Consider the following 4185-nt stretch of genomic DNA (forward strand, 5'->3'; position numbering starts at 1 on the left):
ATCGCGTAGTCACCGCAGCCCGGACACCACCGGACTTCCTGGTCCGTCTTGAAGTCCCGTGCGCTCAACGGCGAGTCGGACTTCGGCACCAGCTTGAGCGAACGGTACGGGGTCTCAGGCATGGTCGGGGGCTCCGTCCGTCAGGGCGGCCTTGAGGGCACCGGCGAGCTGCTCGGCCTTGAAGGGTAGGCCGGTCACCTGGGTGAAGGACTCCACGTCCACCAGGTACTCGGCGCGCAGCAGCATCGCGAGCTGGCCGAGGTTCATCTCGGGCACGATCACCCGGTCATAACCGCGCAGCACCGCACCGAGGTTGGCGGGGAAGGGGTTGACGTTGCGCAGGTGGGTCTGGGCGATCCGGCCGCCCTCGCGGCGGACCCGGCGGACGGCGGCCGTGATCGGCCCGTAGGTCGAGCCCCAGCCGAGCACCAGGACACGGGCATCCCCGGTCGGGTCGTCCACCTCGACCGGACGGACGGCGATCCCGTCCACCTTGGCCCGCCGGGTGCGCACCATGTGCTGGTGGTTGGCGGGGTCGTAGGAGATGTTGCCGGTGCCGTCCTGCTTCTCGATGCCGCCGATCCGGTGCTCGAGCCCGGCCGTGCCGGGGATCGCCCAGGGGCGGGCGAGCGTCCGCGGGTCGCGCTTGTACGGCCAGAACGTCGGCGTGCCGTCCTCGGTGAGGTGGTTCGGCTCGGTCGCGAAGTTCGGCTCGATCACCGGGAGTTCGGCGACGCTCGGGATCTTCCAGGGCTCGGAGCCGTTGGCGAGGTAGCCGTCCGAGAGCAGGAACACGGGCGTGCGGTAGGTGATCGCGATCCGCGCCGCCTCCAGCGCCGCGTCGAAGCACTCGGCCGCCGTGGCCGGGGCCACGATCGGCACCGGCGCCTCGCCGTTGCGGCCGAACATGGCCTGCAGCAGGTCGGCCTGCTCGGTCTTGGTCGGCAGGCCGGTGGACGGGCCGCCGCGCTGGATGTCGACCACGAGCAGCGGGAGTTCGAGCGAGACGGCGAGGCCGATGGCCTCGGACTTCAGCGCCACACCGGGGCCGGAGGTGGTGGTCACGCCCAGTGCGCCGCCGAAGGCCGCGCCGAGCGCGGCGCCGATGCCGGCGATCTCGTCCTCGGCCTGGAACGTCCGGATGCCGAAGTTCTTGTGCTTGGACAGCTCGTGCAGGATGTCGGAGGCCGGGGTGATCGGGTAGGAGCCGAGGAACAGCGGCAGGCCGCTGCGCTGCCCGGCCGCGATCAGGCCGTAGGCCAGCGCCAGGTTGCCCGAGATGTTGCGGTAGGTACCGGCGGGGAAGGTGCTGGGGGCCACCTCGTAGGAGACCGCGAAGTCCTCGGTCGTCTCGCCGAAGTTCCAACCGGCCCGGTACGCCGTGATGTTGGCCTCGGCGATCAGGGGCTTCTTGGCGAACTTCTGGCGCAGGAACGTCTCGGTGCTCTGCGTCGGCCGGTGGTACATCCAGGAGAGCAGGCCCAGCGCGAACATGTTCTTCGCCCGCTCGGCGTCCTTGCGGGCCAGCCCGCTGTCCTTGAGTGCCTCGACGGTGAGCGAGGTGAGCGGGACGACGTGCAGGCGGTAGGCGTCGAGGGAGCCGTCGGTCAGCGGGTCGCTGGTGTAGCCGACCTTGGTCAGTGCGCGCTTGGTGAACTCGTCGGTGTTGACGATGAGTTCGGCGCCGCGCGGGAGATCGCCGATGTTCGCCTTGAGGGCGGCCGGGTTCATCGCGACCAGCACGCTCGGGGCGTCGCCGGGGGTCAGGATGTCGTGATCGGCGAAGTGCAGCTGGAAGCTGGAGACACCCGGCAGAGTCCCGGCAGGGGCCCGGATCTCGGCGGGAAAGTTCGGCAGCGTGGAGAGGTCGTTGCCGAACGACGCCGTCTCCGAGGTGAACCTGTCACCCGTGAGCTGCATACCGTCACCGGAGTCCCCGGCGAATCGGATGATCACCCGATCGACCTGTAGGACGACCTTCTCCGCCTTCTCCTGGGCAGGAGCTTCTGCCTCGACTGTCACTGGAGTCGGACCCCTCTCGGATGCGGAACACCGGACGGACGTGCTGCGCTTCCTCCGCACTCTCCAGCCTCGGGCTTGCGGAGCTCTTAAGCGGAACCGGCCCCGGGACCGGTTGGTTAAGCCCCTTAAGACGCTCGCAAGCAACCAGCGCCACGCTCGTTCAGTAATTCGGATCGACGCGTGTAGGAGGCATCGTGGTGACCAATGCGGGCCGGGCGACCGGGGCGTCCAAGCCGACGGCGGTGAACGAGATCCGTCGGCGGACCCGCGTCGTCCACGGCTACCGCCGGGCCTTCCGGATGGCGGGCAAGGGCAGTGCGGTGCTGCTGGTGCACGGGATCGGTGACTCCTCCGACACCTGGGCCGAGGTGATGCCCGGCCTGGCGCAGCGCTACCGGGTGATCGCGCCGGACCTGCTCGGGCACGGCGCCTCCGACAAGCCGCGCGCGGACTACTCCATCGGCGGCTACGCCAACGGCATGCGCGACCTGCTCTCGGTGCTGGGCATCGAGCGGGTGACGCTGGTCGGGCACTCGCTCGGCGGCGCGGTGGCGATGCAGTTCGCGTACCAGTTCCCGGAGCGGACCGAGCGGTTGGTGCTGGTCGGCACCGGCGGGGTCGGCCGGCAGGTGACCCCGGTGCTCAAGGCCGCCACCCTGCCGGGGGCGAACCTGGTGCTGAGCGCACTTCGGCTGCCGACCATGCGGACCCAGATCGGCCTGGCCGTGAAGGTGATGCAACTCCTCGACACCGGGCTCGGGTCGGACGCGCCGGACCTGCTCCGGGTGGTGGACGCACTGCCGGACGCCACCTCGCGCAACGCCTTCATCCGCACCCTGCGGGCGGTGGTCGACTGGCGCGGGCAGGTCGGCACCATGCTCGACCGCTGTTACCTGACCCAGGGCATGCCGACCATGCTCATCTGGGGCGAGCGCGACCAGGTGGTGCCCCCGGTGCACGCCGGCATCGCGCACGTGGCGATGCCCGGCAGCCGGCTCGAACTCTTCCCCGAGGCAGGGCACTTCCCGTTCCGCTCGGACCCGCAGCGGTTCATCTCCGTGCTGCGAGACTTCATCGAGAGCACCGAGCCCGCGCACTTCAGCCCGGAGGAGTGGCGCTCGATGCTGCGCGGCCAGAGCCCCCAGCTGCGCCGCGCGGTGGCCGCCCGGCTGGCCGCCACCGCGGCGGACGGGCCCGGGGACAGGACGGACCGGCCGGGGGCGGCCGAGCTGAAGGAGAGGGAGACGGCATGACGCGGTATCTGTCGGCGGGGGGCGGGCACGAGAGATCGCCCGACGCGCTCAGAGTGTTCTGCTTCCCGTACGCGGGCGGGGCGGCGTCCACGTACGCCCGGTGGCAGCGGCTGCTCGGCCCCGGGGTCGAGGTGCTGCCCGTCCAGCTGCCCGGCCGGGAGGGCCGGATGGCGGAGAAACGATTCACCAATCTGCCGGCCCTGGTGGACGAGCTCGACGCGGAGCTCGGGCCCGAGCTGGAGCATCCGCACGTGCTGTTCGGCCACAGCATGGGCGCGCTGATCGCCTTCGCACTGGCCGAGCGGCGGCTGCTGCGGGGCGCTCGGCCGGCCCAGGCGCTGCTGCTGAGCGCCTACCGGGCGCCGCACCTGCCGCCGCCGGAGTTCGCGGCGCCGGATGCCACCGAGCACGAGCTGGTCGAGAGCCTGGTCCGGCTCGGCGGCATCCCGCAGGTGCTGCTCGACCACCCGGACTGGCTCTCGGCGCTGCTGCCCATCGCCCGCGACGACCTCAAGATGTGCAGCGGACCCGGGCCCAGCGGCACCGTGCCGCTGCCGATGCCGCTGCACACCTTCGCGGGTACGGATGACCTGCTGGTCACTCCGGACGAAGTCCGGCAGTGGGAGCGGTACGCGGCGGGCCCGTTCGAGCTGCGGTCCGTGTCCGGGGGGCACTTCTTCATCCGGGAGAGCGAGGCGGAGTTCCTGGGCGAACTGCGGGACATCCTGGGATCAGTGGCAACATCCAGGGGCGCGGGGAACGGCGCGCTGCGGTAGGAAGCAGGGCTCGACTCTGCTGCTGCATGGATCACTTGCACTATCGAGGGGCGCGAGGAACTGCGCGGGTCCGGAAGGCGCACCGGCACCGGGGTCGCGCCCGCGACCTGGGTGATGATCGGGTAGGCCTCGAA

Annotated in this window: 3 protein-coding genes and 1 pseudogene; 2 read left to right on the forward strand and 2 right to left on the reverse strand. The window is 71.0% G+C overall.

Annotated elements, in window-relative coordinates; all coding sequences use genetic code 11:
• Positions 1-122: pseudogene (locus ABT095_RS38560) on the reverse strand (2-oxoacid:ferredoxin oxidoreductase subunit beta); the annotation flags it as partial.
• Complete coding sequence (locus ABT095_RS38565) at positions 115-2022, reverse strand: 2-oxoacid:acceptor oxidoreductase subunit alpha (protein ID WP_502885144.1); 1908 nt, start codon at positions 2020-2022, stop codon at positions 115-117. The pseudogene ABT095_RS38560 and the gene ABT095_RS38565, both read right to left, overlap by 8 nt.
• Before the next feature lie 242 nt (positions 2023-2264).
• Between ABT095_RS38565 and ABT095_RS38570 the strand changes: the two genes are divergently transcribed.
• Together ABT095_RS38570 and ABT095_RS38575 are read left to right on the forward strand one after the other, a co-directional pair.
• A complete protein-coding gene (locus ABT095_RS38570) occupies positions 2265-3275 on the forward strand; it encodes an alpha/beta fold hydrolase (RefSeq protein ID WP_350534307.1) in 1011 nt (336 codons plus the stop codon).
• On the forward strand, positions 3272-4051 hold the full coding sequence (locus ABT095_RS38575; protein WP_350534305.1) for a thioesterase II family protein: 780 nt from the start codon (positions 3272-3274) through the stop codon (positions 4049-4051). Before ABT095_RS38570 ends, ABT095_RS38575 begins: the two co-directional genes overlap by 4 nt.
• Positions 4052-4185: the final 134 nt, after the last annotated feature.

The sequence above is a fragment of the Kitasatospora sp. NPDC002227 genome, from assembly GCF_040296285.1.
In the GTDB taxonomy this organism is placed as follows: Bacteria; Actinomycetota; Actinomycetes; order Streptomycetales; family Streptomycetaceae; genus Kitasatospora.